This is a genomic window from Pseudomonas sp. EL_65y_Pfl2_R96 (assembly GCF_963970905.1).
Lineage (GTDB): Bacteria > Pseudomonadota > Gammaproteobacteria > Pseudomonadales > Pseudomonadaceae > Aquipseudomonas.
On the sequence record NZ_CAXAQH010000007.1, the window covers coordinates 1 to 15,614 of the forward strand.

Genomic DNA, 15,614 nt, shown 5'->3' on the forward strand with positions numbered 1-15,614 from the left:
CCGCGACGATTGGGAGCAGACACTGGAGACCCTCGGGGCGCTCTATCGTCAAGGATGGGTACCAGACTGGAAAGCGTTTTATGCCGGTTGCGGTGGCCTGCAGGTCGAGCTGCCAGCGTATGCCTGGAGCAAAAAATACTTTAACTATCACCGTTCGGCACAGGTAGATGCCATAAGCGCAGTTCAAAAGAACCAAGGTACCGAACCATTTATCACTCAACCTGAGATCAGCGATCTGACGTATCAGGTTGATTGGATAGCCCAGGACAAAGCAGCGGCTGATTCATCAACCCGCCCTCGCAGCGCTCAGTCACATTGGGCAGTATTCTTGGATGACAACCCGCTGAGTGAAGCCGTGCTTGGCAAAATCAAAGAACTTGACCCTGCCCCTCTTCTGCTGAGCCGTGACAATCAGCGGCACAACGATGACTCCCACACGCTGTACGTCGATACCAGTGATCTGGTGCAGACTCGTGCCATGCTGAAAGATCGAATCTCCAAGGATGGCAGAGCCATCAGTGGCGTCATTTACTTATGGAATGAGGACCGCCCCCGTCAAGACTCCGAGCATGAGGTCATCGAGCAAACCAGCAAACTGACACAAGACGCATTGTTTGCCATGCAGCTAGTACTCCATCTGCAGCCTGTGTTAACAGATGGCTTCAATATGATCACACGGGGCGCCTTCTCGATAACTTCATCCATTGACACTGAGCCCAATACCACAGAACTGACGCAAGCTCCCCTCTCGGGCCTGATGAAAACGCTGAGTCATGAAGCCCCAGGACTGCATCCAAGGCTACTCGATCTGCCTTGGCATCAGGACGAGAGCACAGCAGACGTCCGCGCAGACGCCCGTAACTTACTAGACGAAATCATCTCTGATAGTTCAGGTGAGTTCCAGATCGCATTCAGAGAAAACAAACGTTATGTGCCGCGCTTGAACCACAAGGCGCTTGCCACAGGCACAACAATACAGATCGTGCCTGACGCCGCTTACCTGGTAACGGGCGGGCTTGGCGATATTGGCCTGAGGCTCTGCGAATGGTTGATTGCACAAGGGGCCAGGCATTTGGTCTTGGTGAATAGGTCCGGCGTCACGACAGCACACCAGCACTCGACCGTTTCACACTTGAGAAGCCTCGGCGCAACGCTGACACTTCACCGTGCCGATATCAGCTCTGATGAGGAAGTTGCCTGCATTATGGAAAATACCTTGCAGGGCGGGCTCCCACTAAAAGGGATCTTCCATTGCGCGGGCACATCAGGCGCCATGACAAAAATCAGTGATCTGCACTGGGCAGATCTCAAGCGTACGATGGAGCCCAAGGTCGATGCCACTTGGTCGCTCTACAAAGCATCGAAAGCGTTGCCTTTGGATTTCTTCGTCTCTTTCTCCTCCATCTCAGCCGTATGGGGCGCCGCGGGACTCGGCGCGTATGCTTCTGCAAATATGTTCCTTGAGGCGTTTTCCATCTTCACCCGCAACAGAGTGATACCGGCTACTGCGGTGAACTGGGGACCGTGGAGCCGGACAGGAATGGCCAACGCTCCGGGCCTGAGCGCATCCCTTGAAACCTCTGGGATCAAGCCTCTCGCCCCCGATACGTGCCTGAGCATGCTGAGCTCACTCTTGGCGTCAAAGCACCGGCCGATCACCGTGACCGACACATCCTGGTCACAGTTCAGGAAAGTCATCGATGTATTCGGCATTGGTCGGATGTTTGAGCACCTTCAACCTGATCTGGCGCCAACGGCAGTCTCAGTGGACGCCTCCAGCCCCCCCCGTATCCACCCTGCGGCGACCATAGCACCAGCGGATATTGAGCAATACCTCAAAGATGAGGTCGGAGAGCTGCTTGACCTGCCCAATCGCAACACAATAAATCGGCGTACAGGCTTTTTCGATCTAGGCATGGACTCCGTCCTCGCCGCAGAATTGCTGACGAGAATCAAGCGCGCTTTCAACATTGACTTGCCATCGACGGCCATTTTTGAAAACCCAACTATTCAAGCATTAACCGACCACATCGTTTCCTGCTTGCCAACACCCGCAAAACAGCCAGCTACCACGCTCACCGAGCCATGCGCCGTCAATACCAACCAAAGGGTGCAGCACTCGAGAACGGACATCGAGCAAATGTCAGAACAGGAGGCATTGGGCTTACTACAAGCAAGCCTGCGCAATTTGCGATAAATTTTTCAATCAATGCCCTCCCGGAGTGCTGTCATAAAAGCAGCACTCCAGGAGACGCTTAAGTTATTGACTATCCATAATGCGCATATATGGAACACGTACTGTTCAGCTGGGTGCTTCACGCCAGTCAGAAAACAAGGTGATGTATGGAACTCATGTTCAGGATTGGGCGCACTTTCCTTCTGCTATGGATAAGCCGGCTATTGACCATATTTGCTTCGGTCATGACTGAATTTACATTTGCAGTTTGGATTTCTCAAGAAACAGGATCCGTGTGGCAATACTCCACACTCATTGCATTGGCAATACTACCGGGGGTCATTATCACCCCTTGGGCAGGAAAGCTGATTGATCGATACAACCGTAGAGCACTGACACTCATTGCTGACCTGATATCGCTGCTGGCAATGTGCACCCTATTTATACTGCTCAATACAAGGAATTTACAGGTAGAAACCCTTTACGCTGTGAATGCTGTACTTTCTATTTGCCAGGTATTCCAACTCGTTCCCACGCACGCCTCAATCAGCACTATGGTACCCAGAGCGGCATGGGGAAGAGCAAACGGCTTGATGCAAATGGCCTTCGGTTTTTCACGCTTGGTCGCCCCCTGGCTTGCAGGTTTTTTACTAAGCCAAAATGGGATACATACTATATTGCTACTCGTTCTGAGCGCCGCGTCTGTTGGAGTCTGCTTGATGCTGACAATTAACATACCGCCTCTGGACAACCCCCCCTCCCACAAAGAAGAAACAAATCCCAACAAAGAGTTCACACATAAAAAAAAGCTTTTCTTTATAAGCGCAAATCCTGCGCTCCGCGCACTAATGACCTACTCATTGATCGAGAGTTTCGTGCTCGGCCTTGCAATAATGCTAGTAACACCGCTAACCCTTACACGTTACCCTGTAGACACCCTTGGCAGCGTGCTCTTTTTTTGTGCACTAGGGATGATTTCAGCGGCGACAATAATGATTGCCCTACCTCTTCCAAAGAAATTGCTACCCATGATAATACTGTCTGACCTCTTGATTACTACCGCCCTCGTAGTAGCAGGTCTATTTACGGAGATAACTACATTATATGCATGCGGCTTCTCGTTCATGTTCTTCTCGATAATAAGCGCCAATTGCAACCTGACCATATGGCAACGCAAAACTGAAGCTCAAATCCAGGGCTCAGTCTTCGCCACTCGCCAGGCACTCTTGGTGAGTTCAGCTGCTGTGGCTACATTTATAGGAGGATATGTAGCAGACACATTATTTGAACCGGCAATGCAGCCCGGCGGTTACCTGGCAAACTCCATAGGCACCTTGACAGGCGTCGGCAAAGGTCATGGATTGGGACTCATGCTCATTGTCGCCGGTCTGCTGTTTGCCATTTTCATCCTGGCATCTTATAGCAGAGCTGATTTCAGACGAATTGAAAACAACATTCCGGACACCCATTAGGCAGTTCTATCAGTAGATAGCATTTTTATTTTATGGCGATCCATCATCTGCACAAGAGCATTTAGTCGATCTTAAACAGCAAAACATCCAAGACATTAATAGACGTGGACATTCCGAAAATCATGACAACGACACGTTCAACAAGCGACAATTGGATCAAATACTCCAATAATGCCGAGGGAGATGTCGTACTCTTCTGTTTCCCATACTCAGGCGCCGGGGCACTAGCTTACAAAAGCTGGCGAGATAGCCTGCCTGACAATATAGGACTTGCCGCCATTCAACTACCTGGTAGAGAGACCCGCTTTTCAGAGCCTGCATACGAAGACCTTCAGGGGCTCATAAGTGACTTGGGGCATGCTATCACATCGCATTTGACTAAACCCTTTGCCTTTTTTGGCCACAGCTTTGGCTCCTTGATTGCCTTTGAGCTGGCGCTCTGGCTTAAGCGTAACAATCAGCCAACGCCGAACCAACTATTCCTCTCATCCTTTCGGGCTCCGCAACTGCCCGCCAATAAACCACACTCTCACGACCTTCCACGCCATGAGCTTATCGAAAAGCTCAAGTCTTATAATGGAACTGATGACTCAATATTAAAAAACAAAGAAATCATTGATCTTTTCCTTCCTGCCTTAAGAGCCGACCTGAAAATTTGCGAGCGCTATCAGTCGCCCTTGTCGCCCGCTGTCGAAGTCCCCATTACAATCTACTTTGGAGAAAAGGACGAGCTAGTCCGGTCAGAATCACTCAGCGACTGGAGGCTTTGCACCACGCACTCGATCGAGTTCAAAAATTTCGAGGGGGATCACTTCTACCTGAACACTGAGGAGCGCGCAAAACTGATCGATCACCTTACATCAAAGATCATAGGAAAATCTGACACAACCATGGACAAGATGTCTAGCAAGATTTAAACAAAACCAGTCAGTACCAGAACACCAATAAAATGTTAGCCTGGTAGCTGACTGGCAGTTGACTCTTGAACAATCAACAGGCGATCGGCAACCTAAAACATAAAACTTGAAACACATGCATTTCAAAGTACCGATTTAGACTGATCTCGTCCAGACCAACTTATCTCACCCGAGTTTTTGCAAACACATCCAACAACAATAAAATGGCTCCCCCTGTAATCGCAATATCTGCAAGATTGAAAACTCCAGTATGGACTGGCCCCAGATTCAGAATCAGATAATCGACCACATGCCCTTCTCGGAAAACCCTGTCAATTAGATTTGACGCCCCCCCTAGCGCAATAGCGTATATGGGGATTGCACTTTTTATCGAGGAAGTCCAACGTAAAAGCGCCCAACATATTGCCCAAGTCACAAAGACAAGAACACCGATAATAAAAACTGCCTGTTTTATCTGAGTGGGTAGTCTAGCCCCCAAACTCAGAAACGCGCCAGGATTCAAACTGAGTTCAAATGCCAACCCTAGCGATTCACCTCCAACTTTAAAATAACTGGCGTGTAGAGCAATAAGTGCCAGCACCTTCACCCATTGATCCAGTGCAATGAAAGCAAGACCTGCCACAACAGCAAATGCTCGCCCCCTTAAAATCCCTTGCTTCATGCCCTTAACTCCCTGCCTCAAAAATGGCTTGGCCCAAGAACGGAGACCGAGCCTCATCCCTATTTACAAAAAAATCGCACCAAAGTGCCTGATTACTCCACAAAATACCTTATCACAATCTCTCCATTTCTGGCCATCAAGACAAGCAACAATGACTCTCCGAGCAAGTTAGCACGCCCCCCCTAGAAGCTGCGCTGAAATAATCCTTTCCTGCCCCCTTTAGCAAGTAGTCAGATGAGCCTCTCCGATTTCGAACACACCGGTAAGCACAAGCAAACCCGCCATACTGTTAAATTTCAAGAGGGGGCATACCAAAAAAACCATCCCGCTCGCTCGCAACGTCCCTCACTTCCTACTAGATGATGCTGAGATCGGGAGCGTGAAATAGATGATACTTTTCGGCATTAGAACATGAAGGAAATTATTGTTGTCACGGGTTCACTGACACTTATGATTCCAGGCGAAATACTACCAACCTATCATGGGGCTTATGCTTAAAAACTACCTGACTGGCGATTCAGACCACTGTAAATATTTATCAATCCCACAGCATCTATATGCTTTTCCGGAGCAAGTCAGACTTTTTCTTATGGACCAGGATATTAAGGCAATGGAAAATATTCTGGTGCTCACTGAGCCCCCCAACAGTTATTGACGGGCAGTGTCTTTGATGGGGCGATCGCCGAAGTTAGGCAAGGCGACTTTTTGAATACTCGAAAAACTTGCGAGAGGGTACTTTGGCGCCCTTCATTCAAGCTGTAAAGGGACATTCGCTTCTATTGACCGGCCCGGTAGAGTGGAACAGCCACCGCTTTCCAACGGCAGCACTCAGCATGAGTGACAGGCTGTCAAAGTCACCAAGCGCGTATTTTTATCAGTGATGCGGGCACGCCGAATAGTCATTTCCGAGAGTTGCATGGTGAGGCCGCGAAACGCTCGTTGCCACGACGCTCAAAATCATCGACCGTTTTTCGCCCAGGAAAAGCGAAAGTGCCAGCACTTGACACCTTTCGTATTCACGAAAAGAGCGAGGCCTTTGTAGTCAGTGAGGGTGAAGTCCTTGGCACGAGGTTTGGCGTGTCGTACCGCGGTATCGGTGAGGACCATCGCACAATCTCCGTCTCATTTGGATGGAGGAGATTTGTACGGCTTCCAGAGAGGCAAGTCCCACGAAAAATTGATCTATCAAGCGCCTGATTAATGTACTAAAAAATGTACTAAAAAGTCGTGGCTGGTAGGGGGTTCAAGTGGAACTTACCGGAAACAAAAAAAGAGACCGAAGTCTCTTTTTTCAATTTCTACAGACTTCAATGGAAGCCAATAGAACAATAATTGGAGCGGGAAACGAGACTCGAACTCGCGACCCCGACCTTGGCAAGGTCGTGCTCTACCAACTGAGCTATTCCCGCGTCTTGGTGATGCGCATTCTATAGAATCCACATCCCCCGTCAACCCCTTGATTCAAAAAAGTTTATTTCTTTTCCACATCCGTCTTCAGATGTGGCCAGGCAGCCCGCAAGTATTGGACCATGGACCACAACGTCAGGCCAGCAGACACCATCAGCAAGGCGTACCCCATCAGGACCCAGAAGCTGAAGTCCGACGGATTAGCCAACAGGATAACCAGCGCCAGCATTTGCGCGGCGGTTTTCCATTTGCCCAGGTTCGATACCGCTACATGGGCGCGGGCGCCGAGTTCGGCCATCCACTCGCGCAGTGCCGAGACGACAATTTCGCGACCGATGATGACGGCGGCCGGCAGCGTGAGCCACAGGTTGCCATGCTCTTGCACCAGCAGAACCAGTGCAACGGCAACCATCAGCTTGTCCGCAACAGGGTCGAGGAAGGCCCCGAACGGTGTGCTTTGTTCCAGACGTCGGGCCAGATACCCATCCAGCCAGTCGGTCGCGGCGGCAAAGGCAAAGACCGAAGCCGACGCCAGATAGCTCCAGTGGTAAGGCAAGTAAAACAGCAAAATGAAGATCGGAATGAGCAGGACGCGTAGAACGGTAATCAGATTAGGGATATTCATCGGCACAACTGGCTACGAGGTGAGTTGGGCATTCTACTCGCTGTGCAGATTTGCATAAATCAACTCTGCGAGCTTTTTACTGATCCCGGGTGCTTTGGCGATCTCTTCGATGCTGGCACGAGACAGCTCCTGCAATCCACCAAAATGTTTCAACAAATCGCGTCGACGTGTCGGCCCGACGCCGGCAACGCCCTCAAGCGTCGAGGTGCGACGAGTTTTTCCGCGCCGTGCACGGTGCCCGGTGATGGCAAAACGGTGAGCTTCGTCGCGAATCTGCTGAATCAAATGCAGCGCGGGGGAATCACCGCGCAAGGTGAATTCGTGGGCAGCGTCGTTGAGGTACAGGGTTTCGAAACCGGCCTTGCGCGTAGCGCCTTTGGCAACGCCGAGCAGAATCAGGTCGGGCACGGCCAACTCGTTGAGCACGTCACGGGCCATGGACAGCTGACCTTTACCACCGTCGACCAGCAGGATATCCGGCAACTTGCCCTCGCCGTCCTTCAATTTGCTGAAGCGTCGGGTCAGGGCCTGGTGCATCGCCGCATAGTCATCGCCTGGCGTAACGCCCTCGATGTTGTAGCGGCGGTAGTCGGACTTGATCGGGCCTTCCGGACCGAACACCACGCAGGATGCGACCGTGGCTTCGCCACTGGAATGACTGATGTCGTAGCACTCCAGACGTTGCGGCGGCTCGTCCAGGCTCAGCACTTCGGCCAGGGCATCGAAACGTGCCGCGACGTGTTGCCGGTTAGCCAGACGTGCGCCCAGCGCTTGCTCGGCATTGGTGACCGCCAATTGCTGCCATCGCGCTCGCGTGCCACGCACGCGATGGCTGATGGTCAGTTCGCGACCGCGCAGCTCTTCGATGGCTGCGATCAGGGTCGGAAAGTCTTCGTGAACCACGTTGACGATCAGTTCGCTCGGCAAGTCGCGTTCGGGACTGCTGATGAAGTACTGGCCAAGAAACGCTGCCATGACTTCGGAAACGTCTTCTTCAATACCCACCTGCGGGAAGAAGTTCTTGCTCCCCAACACCCGGCCGCCGCGCACGCTGATCAAGTGCACGCAGGCGCCACCCGGGTTGACGAATGCCGCGATCACATCGACATCGCCCGTCCCGCCTTCCATGCTCTGCTGGTCCTGGACCCGGCGCAGCAACGAGATCTGGTCACGCAACTCGGCGGCGCGCTCGAACTCGAGGTTGACCGCCGCCTCCTCCATGGCTGCGGACAACTCGTCCGCCAGTGCATTGCTGCGACCTTCAAGAAACATCACCGAGTGGCGTACATCTTCGGCGTACACCTCAGGCTCCACCAGGCCGACACATGGCGCCTTGCAGCGTTTGATCTGGTATTGCAGGCAAGGCCGCGTGCGGTTCTTGTAATAGCTGTCTTCACACTGCCGAACAAAAAAAGCCTTCTGCAGCAGGCTCAGACTCTCGCGGATCGCACCTGCGCTGGGGTAAGGACCGAAATACTTGCCCTTGGCCTTTTTAGCCCCCCGATGGATGCTCAAGCGTGGGAACTGGCCATCCGAAAGAAAGACATAAGGGTAGGATTTGTCGTCACGCAACAGGATGTTGTACGGCGGGCGCCACTCCTTGATCAGCGTCTGCTCGAGCAACAAGGCTTCGGTTTCGTTGGCCGTGATGGTGGTTTCGACCTGGGCGATACGGCCTACCAGCGCAGCGGTCTTGGGGGCAAGACCGGTTTTGCGGAAGTAGCTCGCCAAACGCTTCTTGAGATTTTTGGCTTTGCCGACATAAAGCAGGCGGGCATCGCTGTCGAACATGCGATAGACACCCGGCCGTCCACTGACCGTCGACAGAAAAGCGCTTGGATCGAAGGTTTCAGTCATTTTCAGAGGCTGGCATCAACCATGCCGTGACGAACCGCCAACAGCGTCAACTCGACATCGCTGCTGATCGAAAGCTTTTCGAAAATACGGTAACGGTAGGTATTCACTGTTTTTGGCGACAGACACAACTTGTCGGAGATGATCTGCACCTTCTGACAGCCGACAATCATCAACGCAATCTGGATTTCCCGCTCCGACAAGGCGTCGAAAGGCGAATCGTTGGTTGGCTGGAACGACTTGATCGCCAGTTGCTGGGCAATCTGCGGGCTGATGTAGCGTTGCCCGGCAAACACCAGGCGAATGGCCTGGACCATTTCCGGCAATCCGGCGCCCTTGGTCAGATAACCTGCGGCACCTGCCTGGAGCAGCCGGGTAGGAAACGGATCTTCTTCGCACACGGTGACCGCGACGACTTTGATGTCCGGATGACTGCGCAATAATTTGCGCGTGGCTTCAAGACCGCCGATCCCGGGCATCTTGACGTCCATCAGCACCACATCGGGTTTCAACTCACGCGCTTTTAGCAGGGATTCCTCCCCTGACTCAGCCTGGCCGACTACTTGCAGGCCATCGATGTCAGCCAGCATTCGTGTAATGCCTGTACGAACGAGATCATGGTCATCGACTACTAGCACCCTAATCAAGCAGACACCTCGCGATTTGGTCTTATTGGGTTGCCGGACACCTTAGCAAAAAGCGACTGGCAGACCTAGCGGAAAGCAGCATATAAAAAGTGTCAATTCTTCTTGCGAGGCTTGCCACCTATGTGTTTCAGCGATGCAGTTCATTGATATCACGCTGCATTCTCAGGAAACACTCGTCTTTGCCGACCACCTTCAGGCCTTTTCTCTCGTAAAGCATTTTTGCCGGATTATTTTCAAAGACGGTCAGACGCAATGCCGGGCGTCGTTCCTTGCATGCCATGATGTATACATGATCGATCACCCAGGAACCGGCGCCCTGCCCCTGGTACGCTTCAAGTAAATGCAATTCGCGGATGTACAAGGCTCTGGCGTCGCGACTCAGGCTGACATAACCGATCAGCGTGTCATCACGCACAATCAGCCAGTTTTCGCGTCCCTCCCAGGCGACATCGAAAGCTTCGTCCAGCCACAACAGTTCATGTTGAATGTAGTAGCGAAGCATATTTCGACAAGTCAGGTTACGAGCGAAGTCCAGGTCCCGAGACGTTGCCGGACGCAATTCGAACCCCATTCAAGCCTCCGCGACAGCCACGACTTGCCCCTTCCAGCCATCAACATTGCGGCGAGCAACGACCATCAGGTTCCCCGTACCCGGCGCTGCCGCAATCAGCGCCCCGTCCGCAGCCCAGATTGCACTGCGCCCTGCCGACTCCCAGCCACCCGTTGCGCCGCCATGGTTGGCTATCAGTACCATCATCGAGTGGGTGCGGGCATAGCCTTGCAATAGTGCGGTATCAGGAGCGTAGCCGTTTTCTGTGATCAACACGCCCGCGGCATAAAGATCAGCGCCCTGCCGTGCCGCCGCTGCCGCGTGACTGGCGTGAGAAAAGTCGGCGCATACCGCCAGCGCGACGGTATCGGTGCCGATCGTCAATGTCGAACCGCCCGTTCCCGGGGCAAACGCCGCTTCCTCGCCCGGGTGCAAATGCTGCTTGCTGTAAATTCCGAGCGAACCATCGGCACCCAATACCAGAGCACCGATCAATACCGGCGAATCTTCCGACAGACGAATCGGCATTCCGACGACACTGGTCACACCGACTTCCCGTGCGAAATCGCGCAGCGGTTGCAGCACCCTGGCGTCTGGCGCGATGGCAAGCTCCTGCGCCAAACCACGCTCATAGCCGGTCAGCGACAGTTCCGGAAACACCAGCAATTGCACGCCCTGCTCCGCGGCAACCTGCATGAAGCGCTGATGCCAGACCATATTGGCGGCAAGATCACCGGCGATGGAGATCGACTGAGCGGCGGCAATGGTCAGTGTCGTCATGGTTTCGTCCTTGTGACGTTGTTGTGGTTGGGCGCAGCGCAAAGTGTGTCACAACGCCCGACGCACTCAAGCGATAGAAAAGCCCATGATCATCGATAGCATTTTCTGATTGAATCCGCGTACCGGCCTCTAGTAAGCTCGGTTCACTCATCGGAGACAGACCATGTTCAACGCCCTCTCACAGCTTCGTACCGCCAGCGCCCCGCGCTCGGTTGCGGCTGCCCGGGCGAATGACGTTTGTGCTTCGGTCAGCTCTTATTTTGGGTATTGGTTTAGCCACTGGCGCGCCTGATACCCACACGGCGCCCACTTTAAACGGGTCGCCACCAGAGAATTCTCAACCCCCGGTCGGCCTCCCGACCGGGGGTTTTGTTTTTTCAGCCCTGAACATTTTTAGCGTCACACCAGACATCCAGGAGTTTTGAACATGAATTACGCCACTTATTACCGTTACGACAGTTTTACCGCCTGGCGATTTACCAGCCTCCGCTCGGGACAGCCTGCCGCCTCCGATCGGTCACCCACAGGTGGCAAGCACACACACGCAGCCAATCCGGCCAATTGTCGAACACCCCAGTAGGGCCGAGCGTGCGGGACGAACCCGCCGCCAGCCCAGGAAGCCCGAATATGAACTCGTCCGTCTCTGCTCTGCCGCTGTCCACCTTGAGCCCTGCCAATGAAGCGCTGACCTTGCGTCTGCCCAGCTCATTGCAACTCAAACAGCAACTGCCACTCAGCAACGCCCTGACCCAACAAGTCGCCGCCCACCGTCAGGCAGTCCGCGCGATCCTCAACGGTGAGGATTCCCGTCTGCTGGTGATCGTTGGTCCCTGCTCGATTCACGATCCCCGCTCAGCCCTCGAATACGCCGCTAACCTGGCCCACCTGTCTGCACAAGTCAGCGATGAGATGCTGCTGGTGATGCGCGCCTACGTCGAAAAACCCCGCACCACGGTCGGCTGGAAAGGCCTGGCCTACGACCCGCATCTGGATGGCAGCGATGACATGGCGGGCGGTTTGACGCTGTCCCGCGAATTGATGCGCGAAATGCTCCAATTGGGTTTACCCGTTGCCACCGAGCTGCTGCAACCGATGGCCGCCGGCTACTTTGACGATCTGCTGAGCTGGGTCGCGATTGGCGCCCGTACCACCGAATCACAAATCCACCGGGAAATGGCCAGCGGCCTGTGCATGCCGGTAGGGTTCAAGAACGGCACCGATGGCGGTGTGGCTATCGCCAGCGATGCCATGCGCTCGGCCGCCCATCCGCATCGCCATTTCGGTGTCGATAGCCAGGGGCATCCTGCAATTATTCAGACGCCGGGCAACCCCGACACCCACCTGGTATTGCGTGGCGGCCATCACGGCCCGAACTACGACCGCGACAGCGTCGCCAAGGTGCACAGCGATTTGACCAGACTCAAGATCCCGGCGCGGATCATGGTCGACTGCAGCCACGCCAACAGCGGTAAAGATCCGCTGCGTCAGCCAGCCGTGTTCAACGACGTACTCGAACAACGCCTGCAAGGCGATCGCTCGCTGGTCGGCATGATGATTGAGAGCCATCTGTTCGAAGGCTGCCAGCCGTTGAACCTGTCGTTGCGTTACGGGGTGTCGGTAACGGACGGCTGCCTTGGCTGGAGCGGGACGGAACAGTTGTTGCTGCAGGCAGCCGAACAACTCCGTGTGCAGCGCCGCACTCAACAGCCGAAATGACCAATGACAGCCTTCCAGTTCTCAATAGAAAACTGGAAGGCTGTTGACGTTAAATCAGTTTACGACTGCACTCGCACTAACGTGACTTCGGACTGCTGGCTCACATCGTCGAGACGTTCGACTGAATAGGCTATTCGGACCGTCAAGTCCCGATGCTCGCGCCAGAACCTGTAGGGAACGACAAACACCAACGGTTGGCCGGCCATTTCCCTGAAAACCTCACGTTCATCGCGGTGACTGAAATGCTCGCCGTCACACTTCAGGTAGACCAGTTCGCCCTCTTCGGCCTGGACATTGTCGATCACGACGGTGACACCATCGATCGCATCTTGCAGCTCCAGCCAACCCTCATCGGCTTCCAGCACGGAGGGTGGCAAAAGCGGTCCTCGTTCCAGAGGGCCGATCAACAGCTTCGCAGGTTCAGAGAAACGTGATGTTTGCCCCTTCTGCTCGACGCAATAGCTGACCGTAACAACTGCCCCGAGATTGGGTGCAATACAGTCGGGAGGTATCCAGAACGACAGTTCGCCTTCTATTGCAAAGGATTCGACTGTCAATGCGTCATTGAAGCTCGCTTGTGGCGTACCCCCTGCCCAAGACAGCAAGACCCGATCTCCAGCCGCCATCCGGGCATACCGTCTGATCGTTATGCTCGCGCCCTCGGCGACCCTGCCCGGGTCGAGCGTGCCGCCCACTGCATCGTCCACAATCGCAGGCAGCAAATCTGGCCGTGCATCACCGACATACAGGTGTAAACGCTCGGACTCCACTGGCTCACAAAGGAGCGCACTGTAGAGCCTGTAGTAAACCTCGAGCGATCCTCCATCCAGTGCGGCAATGTGTTCACCCGATACGCGAAAGACCACCGCCCTGCCCACCTGAGTTTCGCTGACGAAACGCGACACGTCGTGCCAATACGCAACCCCCTCTGCATCAATACCTGACCAGAACATTTCCAGTTTGTCTCCGCAGGCCATATACGGGTAAGGCGCAACGGTGACGATGGCTTTACTTTCCGACGGATCGAGCACCGAGTTATCCGCCTGCTCCAGCTGTGGTGCCGCCATGCATTGCTCTACAACATTGAGGCTATCCGCTTCATAAAAAGTCATTCACACGCTCCAGTCCCTGGAATAAATGCCGCCTTGAAGGTCGGCATCGAACAAAGCCCATTGAAACCCACGGCGTTAATCCGCGATGCCGGACAATCGCGTCGGTTTGTACGGAAAAAAGACGTTTCATAAGTAGGTCATTACGAAGAAGCGTCCAGTCATCGCTAAAAAGATGTCCAGATATTCCGACCAAGACCTCATGTTCATCCGAACTTTCGCACCATTTCTATTCCGTTTTCATCAGGTTACAGCGGCTTTTTCATACATCACCGGGCGGCTGGTGTGCTTTAGAGTGCGCCCTTAAGCACACACCTGACCTACTGCGAAAAAGGAATGCACATGCTACGGAATGCAAACACTCACTATCCGATCCTGCTGGTCCACGGGCTCTTCGGCTTCGATCGCATTGGTAATCTGGAACTGTTCCATGACGTCAAACTGGCCCTGAGAAACGCTGGTGCAAGGGTTTTCATCCCGCACCTGTCGGCTACCCACAGCAATGAAACCCGCGGCGAACAACTGTTGGCGCAGATCGAGCGGGTACTGCAAGGAACCGGTGCAGAAAAAGTCAATCTGATCGGTCACAGCCAGGGCGCACTGGCTGCACGTTATGCGGGGGCGCTGGCGCCAGAGGCGGTCGCTTCAGTGACATCGGTCAGCGGGCCGAATCATGGCTCGGAACTGGCCGACTTCCTGCGCAAGGCACTGACCCCCGGACGCCTGCCAGAACATGTCGCCGGAGCGGTGGCTACTTTGTTCGCCGACTTCCTGTCGTTGCTCAGTGGCAACCGGCACCTGCCGCAGAACGCCATCGCCGCGCTCAATACAATGACTACCGAAGGCGTCGGCGCATTCAACGACAAATACCCTCAAGGGTTGCCGAAAACCTGGGGGGGCAAGGGTCGCGAACTGGTTAACGGCGTGCGCTACTATTCCTGGAGCGGCACCCTGCCGGGAAACATCCTCGACGAGGGGCTCAATGCACTCCATCCGCTGCACGGGTTCCTCCGGGCCTTTTCCCACTATTTCACCACCGAAGCCGAGCAGAATGACGGCATGGTCGGCCGGTTCAGCTCCCATCTGGGTAAAGTGATCCGTTCGGACTATCCACTCGACCATCTGGAGAGCCTCTGCCAGACAACCGGTCAGGTGCGCAAAGGTATCGACCCGATCGCCCTGTATGTGCAGCATGCCGAACGCTTGAGGAATGCCGGCCTTTAAGCCATGCCATAAAAGCCGGACGAAACTTTGAGAGAGAAATAGCCCACTGAATCCGGTAGGCTCCGCACTTTACTGAACATTGAATGGAGTATTTTCCCATGGCCAAAGCCACTGCCCGTCACATCCTGGTTGCCACCGAAGCCAAGTGCAACGAACTCAAGGCCCAAATCGAAGCCGGCGCCGATTTCGCCGAAATCGCCAAAGCCAACTCCACCTGCCCGTCCAGCCGCCAGGGCGGTGACCTGGGTTCGTTCGGCCCAGGCCAGATGGTCAAGGAATTCGACACCGTGGTCTTCAGCGCACCGATCAACGTGGTGCAAGGCCCGGTCAAGACCCAGTTCGGTTACCACCTGCTGGAAGTGACCAGCCGTCAGGACTGATCGACCCTTGAGTTTTCTACACAACGGCCCGCCTTTTGGTGGGCCGTTGTGTTTTCGTTACGTGATACGGCTGGCGAGGGACGCGCCGCTAGCGTA

14 protein-coding genes and 1 tRNA gene are annotated in these 15,614 nt (G+C 54.3%); 6 read left to right on the forward strand and 9 right to left on the reverse strand.

Annotated elements, in window-relative coordinates; genetic code table 11:
• The 3 genes from AACY49_RS09790 to AACY49_RS09800 all read left to right on the forward strand — a co-directional run.
• The coding region (locus tag AACY49_RS09790) for a beta-ketoacyl reductase (protein WP_339523311.1) at nt 1-2,197 on the forward strand (2,197 nt) is incomplete at its 5' end.
• Between the two features lie 146 nt (nt 2,198-2,343).
• The gene (locus AACY49_RS09795) at nt 2,344-3,648 is read left to right on the forward strand and encodes an MFS transporter (RefSeq protein ID WP_339523313.1); all 1,305 of its coding nucleotides are present in this window, start codon (nt 2,344-2,346) and stop codon (nt 3,646-3,648) included.
• Between the two features lie 104 nt (nt 3,649-3,752).
• Entirely contained in the window at nt 3,753-4,565 is an 813-nt protein-coding gene (locus tag AACY49_RS09800) for a thioesterase II family protein (protein WP_339523315.1), read from the forward strand.
• Between the two features lie 160 nt (nt 4,566-4,725).
• On the opposite strand, the gene AACY49_RS09805 is transcribed toward AACY49_RS09800, so the two are convergent.
• The 8 genes from AACY49_RS09805 to AACY49_RS09840 all read right to left on the reverse strand — a co-directional run bounded on the left by AACY49_RS09805 (nt 4,726) and on the right by AACY49_RS09840 (nt 11,089).
• Nucleotides 4,726-5,226, reverse strand: coding sequence for a signal peptidase II (locus AACY49_RS09805; protein ID WP_339523317.1), 501 nt, complete (start codon nt 5,224-5,226; stop codon nt 4,726-4,728).
• 957 nt (nt 5,227-6,183) lie between these two features.
• Nucleotides 6,184-6,333, reverse strand: coding sequence for an Arm DNA-binding domain-containing protein (locus AACY49_RS09810; RefSeq protein ID WP_445262637.1), 150 nt, complete (start codon nt 6,331-6,333; stop codon nt 6,184-6,186).
• 226 nt (nt 6,334-6,559) lie between these two features.
• Nucleotides 6,560-6,635: transfer RNA gene (locus tag AACY49_RS09815), tRNA-Gly, on the reverse strand.
• A gap of 62 nt (nt 6,636-6,697) precedes the next feature.
• Nucleotides 6,698-7,258: a CDP-diacylglycerol--glycerol-3-phosphate 3-phosphatidyltransferase gene (gene pgsA / locus AACY49_RS09820; RefSeq protein WP_007933765.1), complete on the reverse strand. Its 561-nt coding sequence runs from the start codon at nt 7,256-7,258 to the stop codon at nt 6,698-6,700.
• A 33-nt stretch (nt 7,259-7,291) separates the two neighbouring features.
• Nucleotides 7,292-9,115 (reverse strand): excinuclease ABC subunit UvrC, encoded by a 1,824-nt coding sequence (gene uvrC / locus AACY49_RS09825; protein WP_007933764.1) that lies wholly within the window; start codon nt 9,113-9,115, stop codon nt 7,292-7,294.
• Nucleotides 9,116-9,117: 2 nt separating this feature from the next.
• On the reverse strand, nt 9,118-9,759 hold the full coding sequence (gene gacA, locus AACY49_RS09830; protein WP_008015884.1) for a response regulator transcription factor GacA: 642 nt from the start codon (nt 9,757-9,759) through the stop codon (nt 9,118-9,120).
• A 127-nt stretch (nt 9,760-9,886) separates the two neighbouring features.
• Nucleotides 9,887-10,330 (reverse strand): GNAT family N-acetyltransferase, encoded by a 444-nt coding sequence (locus AACY49_RS09835; RefSeq protein ID WP_339523321.1) that lies wholly within the window; start codon nt 10,328-10,330, stop codon nt 9,887-9,889.
• Entirely contained in the window at nt 10,331-11,089 is a 759-nt protein-coding gene (locus tag AACY49_RS09840) for a carbon-nitrogen hydrolase family protein (RefSeq protein ID WP_339523323.1), read from the reverse strand.
• A gap of 627 nt (nt 11,090-11,716) precedes the next feature.
• Here AACY49_RS09840 and AACY49_RS09845 point away from each other — a divergent pair.
• Nucleotides 11,717-12,805, forward strand: a complete 1,089-nt coding sequence (locus AACY49_RS09845) for a 3-deoxy-7-phosphoheptulonate synthase (protein ID WP_339523325.1) — start codon at nt 11,717-11,719, stop codon at nt 12,803-12,805.
• Nucleotides 12,806-12,864: 59 nt separating this feature from the next.
• On the opposite strand, the gene AACY49_RS09850 is transcribed toward AACY49_RS09845, so the two are convergent.
• Nucleotides 12,865-13,917, reverse strand: coding sequence for a hypothetical protein (locus AACY49_RS09850; RefSeq protein WP_339523327.1), 1,053 nt, complete (start codon nt 13,915-13,917; stop codon nt 12,865-12,867).
• 339 nt (nt 13,918-14,256) lie between these two features.
• Between AACY49_RS09850 and AACY49_RS09855 the strand changes: the two genes are divergently transcribed.
• Nucleotides 14,257-15,138, forward strand: coding sequence for an esterase/lipase family protein (locus AACY49_RS09855; RefSeq protein WP_258700280.1), 882 nt, complete (start codon nt 14,257-14,259; stop codon nt 15,136-15,138).
• A gap of 98 nt (nt 15,139-15,236) precedes the next feature.
• Entirely contained in the window at nt 15,237-15,518 is a 282-nt protein-coding gene (locus tag AACY49_RS09860; protein ID WP_258700279.1) for a peptidylprolyl isomerase, read from the forward strand.
• The last annotated feature ends 96 nt before the right edge of the window (nt 15,519-15,614 follow it).